Origin of the sequence: Leifsonia shinshuensis, from assembly GCF_014217625.1 — a bacterium.
In the GTDB taxonomy this organism is placed as follows: Bacteria; Actinomycetota; Actinomycetes; order Actinomycetales; family Microbacteriaceae; genus Leifsonia; species Leifsonia shinshuensis_A.
The window spans coordinates 4,369,480-4,383,753 of the sequence record NZ_CP043641.1 but is presented as its reverse complement, the minus strand read 5'-3'; the positions used below and the strand labels follow the sequence as shown (position 1 = coordinate 4,383,753).

The 14,274-nt window shown below is 72.1% G+C and carries 13 protein-coding genes; 8 read left to right on the top strand and 5 right to left on the bottom strand.

Features of this window, described 5'->3' with window-relative positions; all coding sequences use genetic code 11:
* Nucleotides 1–30: 30 nt before the first annotated feature.
* Complete coding sequence (locus F1C12_RS21400) at nt 31–519, top strand: metallophosphoesterase family protein (protein WP_219732751.1); 489 nt, start codon at nt 31–33, stop codon at nt 517–519.
* Between the two features lie 12 nt (nt 520–531).
* Here F1C12_RS21400 and F1C12_RS21395 read toward each other — a convergent pair whose 3' ends face one another.
* On the bottom strand, nt 532–2,037 hold the full coding sequence (locus tag F1C12_RS21395) for a PqqD family peptide modification chaperone (protein WP_258046053.1): 1,506 nt from the start codon (nt 2,035–2,037) through the stop codon (nt 532–534).
* A 32-nt stretch (nt 2,038–2,069) separates the two neighbouring features.
* Between F1C12_RS21395 and F1C12_RS21390 the strand changes: the two genes are divergently transcribed.
* The 4 genes from F1C12_RS21390 to F1C12_RS21375 all read left to right on the top strand — a co-directional run bounded on the left by F1C12_RS21390 (nt 2,070) and on the right by F1C12_RS21375 (nt 4,435).
* On the top strand, nt 2,070–2,363 hold the full coding sequence (locus F1C12_RS21390) for an acylphosphatase (protein WP_258046052.1): 294 nt from the start codon (nt 2,070–2,072) through the stop codon (nt 2,361–2,363).
* A gap of 75 nt (nt 2,364–2,438) precedes the next feature.
* Nucleotides 2,439–3,329 carry an aminodeoxychorismate lyase gene (locus F1C12_RS21385; protein ID WP_185276800.1) on the top strand — a complete coding sequence of 297 codons (891 nt, stop codon included), beginning with the start codon at nt 2,439–2,441 and terminating at the stop codon, nt 3,327–3,329.
* Between the two features lie 145 nt (nt 3,330–3,474).
* Nucleotides 3,475–3,807 carry a hypothetical protein gene (locus tag F1C12_RS21380; protein WP_185276799.1) on the top strand — a complete coding sequence of 111 codons (333 nt, stop codon included), beginning with the start codon at nt 3,475–3,477 and terminating at the stop codon, nt 3,805–3,807.
* A gap of 13 nt (nt 3,808–3,820) precedes the next feature.
* Nucleotides 3,821–4,435, top strand: a complete 615-nt coding sequence (locus F1C12_RS21375) for a dihydrofolate reductase family protein (RefSeq protein ID WP_185276798.1) — start codon at nt 3,821–3,823, stop codon at nt 4,433–4,435.
* Nucleotides 4,436–4,439: 4 nt separating this feature from the next.
* On the opposite strand, the gene F1C12_RS21370 is transcribed toward F1C12_RS21375, so the two are convergent.
* Entirely contained in the window at nt 4,440–6,308 is a 1,869-nt protein-coding gene (locus F1C12_RS21370; RefSeq protein ID WP_185276797.1) for a thioredoxin domain-containing protein, read from the bottom strand.
* Between the two features lie 64 nt (nt 6,309–6,372).
* Here F1C12_RS21370 and F1C12_RS21365 point away from each other — a divergent pair, with 64 nt between their 5' ends.
* The gene (locus tag F1C12_RS21365; protein ID WP_185276796.1) at nt 6,373–7,206 is read left to right on the top strand and encodes an aldo/keto reductase; all 834 of its coding nucleotides are present in this window, start codon (nt 6,373–6,375) and stop codon (nt 7,204–7,206) included.
* A 78-nt stretch (nt 7,207–7,284) separates the two neighbouring features.
* Nucleotides 7,285–7,695 (top strand): hypothetical protein, encoded by a 411-nt coding sequence (locus F1C12_RS21360; protein ID WP_185276795.1) that lies wholly within the window; start codon nt 7,285–7,287, stop codon nt 7,693–7,695.
* A 27-nt stretch (nt 7,696–7,722) separates the two neighbouring features.
* Here the strand turns inward: F1C12_RS21360 and F1C12_RS21355 are convergent, their stop codons facing one another.
* The 3 genes from F1C12_RS21355 to F1C12_RS21345 all read right to left on the bottom strand — a co-directional run bounded on the left by F1C12_RS21355 (nt 7,723) and on the right by F1C12_RS21345 (nt 10,335).
* Nucleotides 7,723–9,321, bottom strand: a complete 1,599-nt coding sequence (locus F1C12_RS21355; protein WP_185276794.1) for a long-chain-fatty-acid--CoA ligase — start codon at nt 9,319–9,321, stop codon at nt 7,723–7,725.
* Nucleotides 9,322–9,424: 103 nt separating this feature from the next.
* Entirely contained in the window at nt 9,425–9,715 is a 291-nt protein-coding gene (locus F1C12_RS21350) for a transcriptional regulator (protein WP_185279112.1), read from the bottom strand.
* Nucleotides 9,716–9,720: 5 nt separating this feature from the next.
* Complete coding sequence (locus tag F1C12_RS21345) at nt 9,721–10,335, bottom strand: hypothetical protein (RefSeq protein ID WP_185276793.1); 615 nt, start codon at nt 10,333–10,335, stop codon at nt 9,721–9,723.
* A 75-nt stretch (nt 10,336–10,410) separates the two neighbouring features.
* Here F1C12_RS21345 and hrpA point away from each other — a divergent pair, with 75 nt between their 5' ends.
* The gene (hrpA, locus tag F1C12_RS21340; RefSeq protein WP_185276792.1) at nt 10,411–14,274 is read left to right on the top strand and encodes an ATP-dependent RNA helicase HrpA; all 3,864 of its coding nucleotides are present in this window, start codon (nt 10,411–10,413) and stop codon (nt 14,272–14,274) included.

The following is a 14,274-nucleotide window of genomic DNA, read 5'->3' as shown; positions in this document are numbered from 1 at the left end:
CGCCTACCGTTTGCCAACGTGAAGCTGCTGATGCTGTCCGACACCCACATCCCCCTGCGGGCGAAGGCGCTGCCGCCGCAGGTGCTGGCCGAGGTGGAGGCCGCCGACGTCGTCCTGCACGCGGGCGACTGGGTGGACGAGGCGACGCTCGACCTCCTCCAGGCGCGGTCGCGGCGGCTGATCGGGGTGTGGGGCAACAACGACGGGCCGGGACTCCGCGGGCGTCTTCCGGAGGTCGCGCGGGCCGAGCTGGGCGGGCTGCGGTTCGCCATGATCCACGAGACGGGACCGGCGAAAGGGCGGGAGGAGCGGTGCGAGCGGGACTTCCCGGACATGGACGTGCTGGTGTTCGGCCACTCGCACATCCCGTGGGACACGGTGTCGCCCGGCGGGCTGCGGCTGCTGAACCCGGGTTCGCCCACCGACCGGCGGCGGCAGCCGGCGTGCACCTACCTGACGGCGACGGCCGGGGACGGGGTGCTCAGCGACGTGCGGCTGGTCGCGCTGCCGCCGCGCTGACGCGAGCGCGGGTCACGGCAGGCGCAAGAGCCCGTCCGTCACCAGCGCCCGGACGGTCGGCAGCAGGTCCGCCCGCAGCGCCTCTTCGTCCACCTCGAAGATCTGGGCCAGCGCGCCGACGATCGCCGCCACGCTCAGGTCCCCGTCGCACGCCCCGACCAGCGCGGCCAGCCCCGTGTCCGAGCTGACCACCCGACCGAAGCCGCCGCCCTGGCGGAGCAGGATGGCCGTGGGCGACTCGGCGCCGGGCCAGAGGTGCCGTTCCTCGGTCACGTCGCCCGCGACCGTGAGCAGCAGCGCGCCGAACGCGTCGTCGTCCAGCGCCGACTGGGCGTCGTGCGCCGCCAAGCACTCGCCGAGGTGGAGGCCGAGCCCGGCTTCGTTCGCGCCGAGCGCCCCGTGGATGCGCTCGAACCGGCGCAGCGTCGGCACTCCCTCCGCCCGGCGCAGCAGCAGGTAGCCGAAGCCGACCTCCCTGACGCCGCGCGCCTCGAAGTCGTCCAGCCACGCGCCCAGCAGCGTGTCGAACACCGGGGTGCCCGGCCGGGTGCCGCCGTCGCGGATCCAGGTCTCCGCGTACTGCGCGGCGTCCTCGGTGTCCCGCTCGATCACCCACGCGTCGAGCGGCTGCGCGGAGTCATCCACCCAGCCGCGCACACGCTCCAGGGCGTCGGCCGTGTCGTGGTACTCCCAGTTGCCGAGGAGCTGCGCGACGCCGCCCGGGTTCAGGTGCTCTCCGCAGCCGGCGATGAACGCCGCGACCAGGCCGTCGCCGACCATCCCGCCGTCGCGGTACTCGTAGGCGGGCACCCCCTCCGCCCGCGGCGTGATGACGAACGGCGGGTTCGAGACGATGTGGTCGAAGGCCTCCCCCGCCACCGGCTCGAACATGCTCCCGAGCCGGAACTCGATGCCCTCGACGCCGTTCAGCTCAGCGTTGAGCGCGGCGAGGCGGAGGGCGCGCTCGGAGATGTCGGTCGCCACGACGCGGTCGGCGTGCCGGGAGGCGTGCAGGGCCTGGATGCCGCACCCGGTCCCGAGGTCGAGCGCCGAGCGGACGGGACGCTGGAGCATGAGGCCGCTCAGCGTCATGGAGGCGCCGCCGACGCCGAGCACGTGGTCCTCGGGGAGCGCGCCGCCCAGCGCGAGCTCGCCCAGGTCGGAGACGATCCACCACTCCGCAGGGCCGAGGGCGTCCACGAACGCGTACGGGCGGAGGTCGACGGCGGCGGCGACCGTTTCGCCCTCGACGATCAGTCCCAGCTCTGCCGCCCCGTCGAGCCCGAGCGAGGGAAGCGCCGCCGCAGCGGCCTCCCGGTCCACGGGCCGCCCGAGCACGAACAGCGCGGCGAGCGTCGCCAGCGGGCCCGCGCCGACGCCGGCGAGCGCGCGCTCGGCCGGGACGCGCTGCCCGCGATGCAGGGCCTCCGCCGCCTCATCTCCCCAGAGCGCGGTCAGGCCGTCGACGGTGAACCCGGCGGCGGCCAGGTCGGAGCGGAGTGCGGCGATGGAGGTCACCGGACAATTCAATCAGGAGCACAATGGGCGGCGTGAGCCAGGAACAGACGACGATCCGCCGGCGGGCGGTCGTGACCGGGATGGTGCAGGGCGTCGGCTACCGCTGGAGCGCCCGCGAGGAGGCGCGGCGGCTCGGCGTGGCCGGGTGGGCGCGCAACCGGTCCGACGGCAGCGTCGAGGTCGAGGTGGAGGGCGAGGCGGCGAGCGTCGACCGGATGATCGACTGGCTGCGCGCCGGGCCTCCCGGCAGCGCCGTGGACGACGTGCGGGTGACGGAGGCGCCGCCGGACGGGGACGACGCGTTCCGGATCCGCCAAACGGATTGAGGCGCCGGACTGAGGCGGCCGGACTGGGCACCGCCACCCCCTGACTTCTCCGCCCCGTCCAGGCACAATAGGCACATGACCCGCGCGACGCTGCTGACCATCACCGTGCCCACCGGAGAGCCCGCGACCGGCGACCCGGGCTTCGCCCTCGCCGACTTCGACGCCGCCCAGGTGCGGATCACCGATCTCGGCATCACCCGCGGCGACGGCGTGTTCGAGACCATCGCCGTCATCGACGGGCACCCGCAGGCGCTCGGCCCGCACCTCATGCGGCTGGCGCACTCCGCCGAGCTGCTCGACCTCCCGGAGCCCGCCGAGCACGTCTGGCACGAGGCGGTGCTGGCCGGCGTCGCGGACTACCAGGCGCGCAACGGCGACGGCGGCGAGCTGTTCGCCAAGCTGATCTACACGCGCGGCGTGGAGGGCACCGGCCGGCCCAGCGGATGGATCTTCGTGGATCAGGGCGAGGACTTCACGCAGCAGCGCCTCGGCCTGAAAGTCGTCACGCTCGACCGCGGTCTCCGGCACGACGTGGCGGAGACCTCCCCGTGGCTGCTCGCCGGCGCCAAGAGCCTGTCCTACGCCGTCAACCGCGCGGCCCAGCGGGAGGCGGCCCGCCGCGGCGCGGACGACGTGATCTTCATCAGCTCCGACGGCTTCGCGCTGGAGGGTCCGACCTCCAACGTGATCGTGCTCGCCGACGGGGTGGTCCGCACCCCGCAGACCGACCAGGGCATCCTCGCCGGCACCACGCAGGCGGCCGTCTTCGCGTTCTTCGCGGAGCGCGGCTACCCGACCGAGTACCGCCACATCACGGCGGAAGAGCTCGCGGCGGCCGACGCGCTGTGGCTGGTGTCCAGCGTCCGCCAGGCCGGTCCGATCACCCACCTCGACGGCCGGGAGTACCCGGTGGACGCCGCGCTGACCGCCGACCTGAACCGATACCTCCTCTCCCGCACGCACTGAGCACGCACTGTTCACCCCTGCGTGGACTCCCCGTTACACCCCGATTCGCGGTGCACGCATTCGCCGCCTAGGCTGTACGCACCGTACCGGCGACGACGCCGGGACCGCCGCTTTGGGGAACAGAGGCGCAGTGAAGGAGGGCGACGTGGACCAGGTCCCGAGGAGCATCGAAGTGCTGCGCCAGCAGGCGCGCGACGAGCTCGCCGCCATCATCGAGCACCGCTGCCGCGCCGGCGAGGACCCCTGGCACTTCATCCCGGACCTGCCGAGCGTCGACGAGCAGGTGGTCATCTCGCTGCGTGCCGGAGCGATCGAGGACTTCGACCTCGCCGAGGAGCAGTCCCGCGCGCACCACCCCGCCGCCGGGCGCGACACCTACACGCGTTTCGAGTACGGCGTGCTGCGCCGGATCGCTCTGGAGCACCCCGAGCTGAGCGAAGCGGTCTGGGGGATGCTCGACAAGGTCGAGCGCGCGTAGTAAACCAGGCGGCATGGGGATCGTCACCGCCGATATCGCCGTCTCGCTCGACGGGTTCGCCGCCGGGCCCAACCAGTCGCTGGAGAACCCGCTCGGCGAGCGCGGGGTGGAGCGGCTGCACACCTGGATGTTCGAGTACGCCGACGCGCACACGGAGGAGATCGCCGCGATCACCGCGGCGGGCGCCTACGTGATGGGCCGCAACATGTTCGGCCCGGTGCGCGGCGACTGGCCGCCGGAGGGCGACACGTTCGGCGACTGGCGCGGCTGGTGGGGCGAGGATCCGCCGTACCACGCGCCGGTGTTCGTGCTCACCCACTACGACCACCCGCCCATCCCGATGGAGGGCGGGACGGTGTTCGAGTTCGTCACCGACGGCATCCACTCGGCCGCCGACCGGGCGCGCGCCGCCGCCGGGGACGCGGACGTCGCGATCGCGGGCGGGGCGGAGACGCTGAACCAGGCGCTCTGGGCCGGCATCGTCGACGAGCTGCGGCTGCACGTGGTGCCGCTCACGCTCGGCGCGGGCGAGCGGGTGTTCGACCGGGTGCCGTCGCTGCAGCTGGAGTTGCTGCGGTCGCGGGTGACGCCGGAGGTGGCGCACCTGACGTACCGGGTGGTGCGCTGACGGCTCAGAGCCCGGCGGGCGTCGTGACCGGGAGTTTGCAGACGAAGTCGCGGCACAGGTAGGCGGTCGGGAGGCCGTCGCGCGTGCCGCGTGCGGCGAACAATTCGAAGCCCGCCTCCGCCAGCGCCGCGCCCTGGGATGCCTCCACGAGCGCGACCAGGTCCGCGGGGTGGCGGCGGGCGACGGCGACCAGGCCCTCGGGATCGGCGTCCGGCTTCCCGGCAACGCCCTCCGCGGGCTCGCTCACGACGACGAGCTGCTGCGGCTCGCCTTCCAGCCGCGACATCAGCGCCAGGGCGGCGCCGAACGCGCTCGGCACACTCGCCGCGGGACCCGCGACGAGCCGCATGGCCTCCCGCGCCGCGCGCTCGTACCGGCGGCCGGCCGTCATCAGGAACAGCGTGTGGGCGGCGGAGGCCGTCGCGGTCAGGCCGGACGGGTAGGCGCCCTCGGACGGGTCGACCCGCACGGCGAGGCCGGTCGACTGCAGCAGCGGGTCGCCGCCGCCGGGGACGGCGAACGGGCAGTCGCCGCCGTCGGCCGCCTCCAGGCACAGGTCGACCAGCTCCCGGGCGGCGGTCGCGGCCTCCACGTCCCCGCTCGCCGCCGCCAGCTCCAGCAGGCCGCCGGCGAGGCCGCCGTAGTCCTCCAGGGTCGCCACCGCGTCCGACACCGCTCCGTCGACCGACGCGCGGCCGAGCGTGCCGTCGGGCCGGCGGTGCGTCTCCAGCACCGAGCGGGCGGCCTCCCCCGCCGCGACGATCCAGGCCGGCCGGTTCAGGATGCGGCCGGCGCGGGCGAGGGCGCCGATCGCGAAGCCGTTCCAGCCGGTGAGCACCTTCTCGTCGATCGCCGGAGGAGTGAGCCGGGCCCGCTCGGCCGGGTCCGCGTGGTAGTAGCCGCCCTCCACGCGGGCGCCGTCGATCGTGCTCTCGGAGTCCTGCGCGGACGCGAACGCGCCGCCGGGCCGGCGGAGCACCCCGAGCAGGAAGGCGGCGACGCCGTCGGCCGTCCGCTCCGCCCACTCCTCGCCGGTCTGCGCCCACGCCGTGGCGTAGGCGTCGAGCAGCTGAGCGTTGTCGTACAGCATCCGCTCGTAGTGCGGATCGCTCCAGTCGCGCCGGGTGGCGTAGCGGAAGAAGCCGCCGTCGACCGCGTCGCGAAGCGGGGAGTCGGCCATGCGACGCAGGGTCCGCTGAGCCAGCTCCCGGCCGGAAGGGCGGTCGAGCAGGAAGCCGAGCACCGGGGCGACCGGGAACTTGGGGGCGCCGCCGAACCCTCCGTACAGCGGATCCTCCGTCTCGGCGAGCGCGCCGACCGCGGTGTCCAGCGCTCTGCCGTCCGGTAGCTCGGAGGCCGTCGTCGCCCGGGCCGCGGCCGAGGCGAGCGCCTCCCCCACCTTGCCCGCGTCGGACTCCACCTCGGCGCGGCGCTCCGTCCAGGCGTCGACGACCGCGTCCAGGATCTGCGTGAACGACGGCCGGCCTCCCATCCCGACCGGCGGGAAGTAGGTGCCCGCGAAGAACGCGCGGCCCGACGAGGTCGCGAACACGGTCAGCGGCCAGCCGAGGCCCTCGGTGAAGGCGCTCGCCGCCGACAGGTAGGCGGCGTCGACGTCGGGGTGCTCCTCCCTGTCGACCTTGATCGACACGAACCGCTCGTTCATGAGTGCGGCGACGGCCGGGTCGCTGAAGCTCTCCCGCGCCATCACGTGGCACCAGTGGCAGGTGGCGTAGCCGATCGAGACGATGACCGGCACGTCGCGGCGCCGCGCCTCGGCGAAGGCCTCCGGCCCCCACGGGAACCAGTCGACCGGGTTCTCCGCGTGCGCACGGAGGTAGGGACTGATCGCACCCGCCAGCCGGTTCGTCATGCGCTCACCCTACGACCCGGGAGCCGGTCGAGGGCCGACCCCGGGGCTTGCTATCGTGGACGATATGGTTGCACACGCAAATACCCCGCTCCTCACCCTGAACAACGGCACCACGATCCCCCAGCTCGGCTTCGGCGTCTTCAAGGTCGACCCGGCCGAGACGACCCGCATCGTCACCGACGCGCTGGAGGTGGGCTACCGCCACATCGACACCGCCGCCATCTACGGCAACGAGGAGGGCGTGGGCGCCGCGATCGCCTCCTCCGGCATCCCGCGTGACGAGCTGTTCGTCACGACGAAGCTCTGGAACGACCGGCAGACCGACGCGGAGGCCGCCTTCGACGAGTCGCTCGCCAAGCTCGGCCTGGACTACGTGGACCTCTACCTCATCCACTGGCCGACCCCGCAGAAGGACACCTTCGTCCAGGCGTGGCGCTCGCTGGAGAAGATCGCCGCGACCGGCCGGGCCAAGGCGATCGGCGTCTCCAACTTCCTCGTCCCGCACCTGGAGAAGCTGCTCGCCGAGACCGAGATCGTGCCGGCCGTCAACCAGATCGAGCTCCACCCGGCGCACCAGCAGCCGGAGGTCACCGCGTTCGCGCGCGAGCACGGCATCCACATCGAGGCCTGGGGCCCGCTCGGCCAGGGCAAGTACCCGCTGTTCGACGCTCCCGAGGTCGCCGGCCCGGCCGCGGCGCACGGCAAGACCCCCGCGCAGGTCGTCATCCGCTGGCACCTGCAGACCGGCAACATCGTGTTCCCGAAGTCGAACCGCCGCGAGCGGATGGCGGAGAACTTCGACGTCTTCGACTTCGAGCTGACCGACGCCGAGGTCGCCGCGATCACGGCCATGGAGCGCGAGGGCCGCGTCAGCGCGCACCCGAACGAGGTCAACTAGCGCGTCCAGGGGATGTGAACGCGCCGGGCGCGGAGGCGAGTCCTCCGCGCCCGGCCCCTTCGCGGCTAGGCTCGCACCGTGAGAATCACGACGATCACGGGGAAGATCATCTACATCGTGGGCGCCTTCGGCCTGATCCTGGCGCTCAACTTCTTCGTGATCGACCGGCTCGTCAACGCGGCGCTGGACGTGCTGATCGTCGCCATCCTGAACGTCGCCTACGTGATCGTCGGCACCCGCGCCTTCCGCGGCGCCGGGGAGAACCGCGAGGACCCGCGGCCCTGGTGGCGGGCGACCGCGCGGCCGGCGGCAGGGTTCTGGTTGGGCGCCATCCTCGCCGTGCTGGCCTTCATCTCCTGCGTCGGGGCGCTGGCCAGCAAGCCGGAGAACTCGTTCGTGCCTGCGGTCGCCTGCATCAGCTACGCGCTGTTGGCCGCGTACTACCTCAACTCCTCTTACCGCCTCCGCACCCTCGACACCGCGCCCTGACCCGCGCCGAGGGGCACGTAACTGCCCTTAAACCGCGGTTTTAGGGGCGTCTACGTGCCCCTCGGGGGCGGGGATGATCTCGAAGCGGGCGACGAGCTCGCGCTTCAGGACCTTTCCGCTCGGGCCGAGCGGAAGGGTCTCCAGGATCTCCACGCGACGCGGGTACTTGTAGGCGGCCACGCGCTCCCGGGCGAACACGACCAGCTCCTCCGCCGTCGCTTCGCCGCCCGGCATCAGCGTGACCGCAGCCATGATCTCCTGCCCGTGCGTGTCGTGCGCGACGCCGAACACCGCGACCAGCGCGACAGCGGGATGCGTCGACAGCGCCTCCTCCACCTCGCGCGGGTACACGTTGTAGCCGTTGCGCACGATCATGTCCTTCTTGCGGTCCACGATCGTGATGTAGTCGTCGTCGCTCTTGGTGCCGAGGTCGCCGGTGCGGAACCAGCCGTCCACGACGGCCTCCGCGTTCGCCTCCGGGAGGTTGAGGTAGCCCTTCATGAGGTTGTGGCCGCGGATCACGATCTCGCCCAGCTCGCCGCGCGGCAGCAGGTGGATGGCGTCGTCCACCTCCGGGTCGGCGATCTCGACGTCCACTCCCCAGATCGGCTGGCCGACCGTGCCGACCCTGGTCGGCTTCCCGCGGTGGTTGAAGGACGCGACCGGCGAGGTCTCGGTGAGGCCGTAGCCCTCGTGGATATCGATGCCGTAGACCTCCTTCATCCGCTCGATGACGGCCACGGGGATGGCCGCGCCGCCGCTCAGGCCGTAACGCAGCGGCGGGCGCTCCGGGTTGGTCTTGGCGGCCTCCAGCAGGGCGATGTACATCGTCGGAACGCCGGTCATGATGGTGCAGGCGTGCGCGTTGAGCAGCTGCAATGCGGTCGCGCCGTCGAACTTCGGCACGAGCACGATCGCGGCGCCCGCGCGGAACCCCATGTTCATGACACAGGTCTGCCCGAACGTGTGGAAGAGCGGGAGACAGCCGAGGACGCGGTCCGTCGCTTCGAAGTCGAAGGTGCCGGAGAGCAGCACGTTCACCTGCTCCACGAGAGCGAAGTGGCAGCCCTCCGCCCCCTTCGGCTTGCCGGTCGTGCCGCTGGTGTAGAGGATGGTCGCGGTGTCCACCGGGTCGCGCGGCACGTAGGTGTCGATCGGCTCGGCGCCTTCCGCTGCGTCCTCCAGCCGCGGGAACGGCAGCTGCTCGACCAGCTCGTCCGGCACCAGCACCGAGAGGGTGTCGACCCCGGCGAGCGCCGCGCCCTTCGCGCCCTCGGCCAGCAGCGGCGCGGCGCAGATCAGGAGCTTCGAGGCGGAGTCGCGGAGCACGTACTCGATCTCCTGGCCCTTGAGGAGGGCGTGGATGGGGACGACGACCGCACCGAGTGCCAGCACCGCGTAGTAGGCGCGCGGGAAGTCGGGCACGTTCGGGATCATGAGCGCCACCCGGTCCCCCGGCCCGACGCCGAGGTCGCGCAGCGCTCCGGCGTAGCGGCGGGTCTGGTCCCAGAGGTCGCGGTAGGCGATCTCCTGGCCGTTGAAGATCAACGCCACGTTGTCGGGCATCCGGTGCGCGGTCTCGGCCAGGATGCTGGCGACGGACATGGTGGCGTAGCCGTGAGGCATGGCGGGGCTCCTTCGTCGACGGTGACGTGACCCGGTCGGGTTGAGGGAAACCTACGTCACGGTGCGGGCTGCCACAATGCCCCGTTTGCGGTGGGGGCCGCCGTCACGCCCCGAGGATCGCCTTCAGCGTCGCCGTGTAGTCCTCGAACGCCCGGCGACCCGTCGTGGTGAGGGCGAGATACGTGACGGGGACGCGTCCGCGGTGCGACTTCTCGACCTCGACGTAACCGGCGTCCTCCAGCTTGCGCAGGTGCGTCGCGAGGTTGCCCGCTGTCAGGTCGAGCAGCTCCTGGAGGCGCGGGAACGACATGCTGCCGCCCTCCGCGACGGTCGCCAGGGTCGCGGTGATCTTGAGGCGGGCGGCGGCGTGGATGACCGGGTCGAGCTCGTCCACTGCGGTCACCGCTGCGGGCTCAGCGTGCGGAGCGTGACGAGGGCGCCCGCTCCGAAGACGACGCCGCCCGCGACGGCCATGAGCAGAAGGTTCGGGCCGAGCCCCAGGAACGGCGCGACGGCGCCGACCACCAGGAGCGCGAGGCCGAGGACGAGCTGCAAGCGGTCGTGCCAGACCGCGGCTCCGGCGAGGTAGAGCGTCCCGCACATGAGCGCGTAGGCGCTCGGGAAGTAGATGCCGGCGAGGTCGCCCGGCATCCCCTCGGCGATCAGGCCGATGCCCAGCAGCGCGAACGCGACGGAGCACACCGACCAGGAGACGCCGTAGACCGTGCCGGCGAACTGCGAGTCCCCGCGCACGCCGCGGCCGATCCGGGAACCGATCACGGCCGAGGCGACGATCGATCCGACGATGAGCACGGCGAACACGATGCCGGCGGCGACCGGATCGAACAGGCCCAGCTGCGCGAAGTACAGGGCGAGGAAGCCGACCAGCCAGGCCACCGCCCACACGGTGTACAGCCAGACGACGGGGATGCGGAGTCCACGGTCGACGCGGCGCTGCTGACCGTCGATGAGGTCGAGCATCTCCCTGGCGTCTCCGGACAGGTTCTCGTTCATGGTCACTTTGTAGCACAAAGTAGTCTGCATGTACAAGAGCTTTGAATCCAGCGAAACGGATAGACTGGAGGGCTCATGTCCGCACCGGTCACCCTCCCCCGCATCGTCTTCCCGCCCGAGCTGCCCGTCAGCCAGAAGCGGGACGACATCGCGCGCGCCATCCGCGACAACCAGGTCGTGATCGTGGCCGGCGAGACCGGCTCGGGCAAGACCACGCAGCTCCCCAAGATCTGCCTCGAACTCGGGCGGGAGAGCATCGGCCACACCCAGCCGCGCCGGCTCGCCGCGCGCACCATCGCGGAGCGGATCGCGGAAGAGCTCGGCCAGAGCGTCGGCGACCTGGTCGGCTACCAGGTCCGCTTCACGGATCGCGTCTCGGCGGCGACCCGCGTCAAGCTGATGACCGACGGGATCCTGCTCAACGAGATCCACCGCGACCGGCTGCTGCGCGCCTACGACACGATCATCATCGACGAGGCGCACGAACGCAGCCTCAACATCGACTTCCTGCTCGGCTACCTGCGCGAGCTGCTGCCGAAACGGCCCGACCTCAAGGTGATCATCACCTCCGCCACCATCGACCCGGAGAGCTTCGCCGCGCATTTCGCCGCGGCCGACGGCACACCCGCGCCGATCGTGGAGGTCTCCGGTCGCACCTATCCGGTCGAGCTGCGCTACCGGCCGCTGGTCGCGGAGGCGCTGGAGGCCGACGAGGACGACCCGGATCCCGTGCCGGCCGCCGACCGCGACTACCTGCAGGGCATCAACGATGCGCTGGACGAACTGGCCCGCGAGGCGTCGGGCGACGTGCTGGTCTTTCTCTCCGGCGAGAACGAGATCCGCGACGCCGCCGACGCGATCCGCGGCCGCAACCTCCCGGGCACCGAGGTGCTGCCGCTGTACGGCCGGCTGTCGTCGGCCGAGCAGCACCGCGTCTTCCAGCCGTCCACCATGCCCGGCGTCCGGCGGCGGGTCGTGCTCGCCACCAACGTGGCGGAGACCAGCCTCACCGTGCCGGGCATCAAGTACGTCGTGGACGCCGGCACCGCCCGCATCAGCCGCTACTCCACGCGCGCCAAGGTGCAGCGCCTCCCGATCGAGGCGATCTCGCAGGCGAGCGCCAACCAGCGCTCCGGGCGGTCGGGGCGCACCAGCGACGGCATCGCGATCCGGCTGTACTCGCAGGAGGACTTCGAGAAGCGGGCGGAGTTCACCGAGCCGGAGATCCTGCGCACCAACCTCGCTGCGGTCATCCTGCAGATGATCTCGCTCGGGCTCGGGGACATCGCGGCGTTCCCGTTCCTGACGCCGCCGGACTCGCGCGGCATCAAGGACGGGCTCGACCTGCTGGCGGAGCTGGGCGCGACGAGGCCCTCCACACGCTCCGGCGGGATCGAGCTGACCCGGATCGGCCGCCAGCTCGCCCGCCTCCCGATCGACCCGCGCTTCGCCCGCATGGTCGTGGAGTCCAAGCGGCACAACACCTCCCGGGAGGTCATGGCCATCGTCGCCGGCCTCACCATCCAGGACGTCCGCGAGCGGCCCGTCGAGAAGCGCGGCAGCGCCGACGAGAAGCACGCCAGGTTCGTCGACCCGACCAGCGACTTCCTCACGCTGCTCAACCTCTGGAACTACCTGGAGGAGCAGCAGCGCGAGCTGTCCTCCAGCGCGTTCCGGAGGCTGTGCAAGGCCGAGTACCTGAACTTCCTGCGGGTGCGGGAGTGGCAGGACGTCTACCGGCAGCTGCGCCAGCTCGCCAAGCCGCTGGAGCTGACCATCGGCGAGCCGTCGGTGAATCCGGACGGCATCCACCGGTCGCTACTGGCCGGGCTGCTGTCGCACCTGGGTCTCAAGGACATCCGCGAGTCCGGAAACAAGGGATCGGCGCGCGGCCAGCGGCAGTCCGAGTACCTGGGCGCGCGGCAGGCCCGGTTCGTGATCTTCCCGGGCTCGGCGCTCGCCAAGAAGCAGCCGAACGCGATCATGTCCGCCGAGCTGGTGGAGACCTCCCGGCTGTTCGCACGGATGAACGCGGCCGTCGACCCGGCCTGGGCCGAGCCGATCGCGGGCGACCTCTGCAAGCGGCAGTACAGCGAACCGCACTGGGAGAAGAACCAGGGCGCGGTCGTCGCCTACGAGCGGGTCACGCTGTACGGCGTCCCGATCATCCCGCGCCGCCGCGTGCAGTACGCGCGGATCGACGCCGAGCTGTCCCGCGAGCTGTTCATCCGGCACGCGCTCGTGGACGGCGAGTGGGACTCGCGGCAGGCGTTCGACCGCGCCAACCGCAAGCTGCTGGCGGAACTGCGCGAGCTGGAGGAGCGCACCCGCCGCCGCGACATCCTCAACGACGACGAGGCCGTGTTCGAGTTCTACGACGCGCGCATCCCCGCCGACGTGGTCTCGACGCGCTCCTTCGAAGGCTGGTGGAAGAAGGCCAGGAACGAGACCCCCGACCTGCTGACGATGACTCCGGAGGCGCTGCTCGAGGACGACGCGGCCGGGATCGACGAGGAGGCCTTCCCTCCGGTGTGGCGGCAGGGCGACCAGCGGCTCACCCTCCGCTACCGCTTCGAGCCGGGCGCGGAGGACGACGGTGTGACCGTGCAGGTGCCGCTGGCGCTGCTCGCGGGGCTCGTTCCGGACGGCTTCGACTGGCAGGTGCCGGGCCTCCGCCAGGATCTCGTGACGGCCATGATCAAGTCGCTGCCGAAGGCGATCCGCCGCCAGGTCGTCCCCGCCGCCGACTGGGCCAAGCGCCTGCTCGGGGAGCTCTCGAGTGCGGCCGGGATGGACGCGCACGACGGCCGCCGCCCCGCGGCCTCCCTCGCCGACACGCTCGCCGCCACCATCTCGCGGCAGACCGGCTCGCGGGTGACGGGTGCGGACTTCGACCTGGAGCGGCTGCCCGCGCACCTGCGGCCGACGTTCCAGGTGATCGGCGAGCGCGGCCGTCCGCTCGCCAGCGGCAAGGACCTGATGGCGCTGCAGGAGCGGCTGCGCTCGCGGGCGCGCGACTCGGTCGCCCGCGTGGCGGAGGCTCGCCAGCCCGACGCGATCGAGCGCTCCGGACTGACGACCTGGGACCTGGACGAGCTGCCCCGGCACCTCGACACCACGCAGAAGGGCCCGGGCGGCACGACGAACACCATCCGCGCCTACCCCGCGCTGGTGGACGACGGGTCGAGCGTGAGCATCCGGCTGATGTCGACGCCGACCGAGCAGGCGCGAGCGCTGCCGGGCGGGGTCAGAAGGCTGCTGCTGGCGAGCATCCCGTCGCCGGTCGCGTACGTGCAGCAGCACCTGACGGCCAACGAGAAGCTGACGCTGGCCGCGAGCCCGTACCCGAACACGAAGGCGTTGTTCGACGACTGCCTGCTCGCGGTGATCGACTCGGTGCTGTACCGGATGAAGCCGGACGGCCAGCTCTTCATGCGCGCCGAGTTCGAGGCGGTGCGGGACCGGGTGTCCGGCGTCGTCATGGACTCGATGTTCGAGACGGTGGCACTCGTCACCCGCATCCTCACCTCCGCGCGGGCGGCCGAGAAGGCGATCGGCGGGACGACCTCCCTGGCGTACCTCCCGGCCCTGAACGACGCGAAGACGCAGCTCGCCGGCCTGGTCTACTCCGGCTTCGTGTCCGCGACGGGGCTGACTCAGCTCGCGCACCTGCCTCGCTACCTCAACGGGATCACGCAGCGCATGCAGGCGCTGCCGACGAATCCGGGCCGCGACCGCGCGTGGCAGACGCAGGTGGAGACGGCGACGGCGCTCTACACGGAGGCGGGCGGGCGCATCCCGCCCGCGCCGCACGCGCCGGAGAACCTGGTGCACGCGCGCTGGATGCTGGAGGAGTTCCGGGTGTCGCTGTTCGCGCAGTCGCTTGGGACGGCGGAGACGGTGTCGATCCAGCGGATCCGGAAGGTGCTGGGCGGCTAG